This window comes from Vibrio sp. 10N.222.46.A1, assembly GCF_041473595.1.
Taxonomy (GTDB): Bacteria; Pseudomonadota; Gammaproteobacteria; order Enterobacterales; family Vibrionaceae; genus Vibrio; species Vibrio tasmaniensis_A.
Genome location: NZ_JBFRSN010000010.1, coordinates 1 through 806, shown reverse-complemented (window position 1 = coordinate 806; position 806 = coordinate 1). Strand labels below are relative to the sequence as shown.

At 43.5% G+C, this 806-nt stretch carries 1 protein-coding gene; it reads right to left on the bottom strand.

The window, feature by feature from the left end:
- Positions 1-53: 53 nt before the first annotated feature.
- A complete protein-coding gene (locus AB4496_RS00505) occupies positions 54-737 on the bottom strand; it encodes an IS6 family transposase (protein WP_102258639.1) in 684 nt (227 codons plus the stop codon).
- Positions 738-806 lie beyond the last annotated feature (69 nt).

Below are 806 nucleotides of genomic sequence, written 5' to 3'. Positions count from 1 at the left end.
GGTTCTGTCGCAAATATAGTTAGAGCCGTGACAGACCCATCCTACAGATACAATTATACTGCGAGTGCGTAGAATCGCTCAAAGGCCGTCTGCCCTTCAATATCTATCTGCTCTTGTTTTAACATCGTCCACACTTCTCGCCCATGCAAACTGGCCAAGGCTCCTTCCGTTGACTTCCAACCCAGCGCTTGACGTGTTTTTTGCTTCACCCAACGGTGACTCTGCTCAACGATATTGTTCAGATATTTAATGTCCAAAATCTCTACCAAGGAGAGCATAAAATACCCCGTCAACCAGAGCTGTACATTCATCGAATCAATTGCCGCGTAGTTACTCTTACTTCCGTCTATGACGACTCTGCTTGGTAAACCATTTTGTGCAATCGCCTTATTCAGAAAGGCTTTAGCAGCAGCTTCATCACGGTTAGGGCTAAGATAATAATCGATCACTTTCCCAAATTTATCGACGGCTCGGTAGTAGTAGACCCACTGGCCTTTTACTTTGATGTAGGTTTCATCCATTCGCCACGAGTCAGACACGGGCTTCTTTCTACACCTCGCTTTGTGCTCTAATATTGGCGTAAATTTGATAACCCAACGATTAATCGTGGCGTGATCTACAACGACACCGCGCTCTAATTGAATATCTTCAATTTCACGATAACTGAGTTTATAGGCGAGGTAATAACGTACGGTTTCGAGAATAACTTCAGAGGGGAAGTGGCAGCCTTTAAACATTAAGAATCAGTCTCATGAAGAGAAATTAAGCAAATCTTAACTTAATGACTCAAAGTTTGCGACAGAACC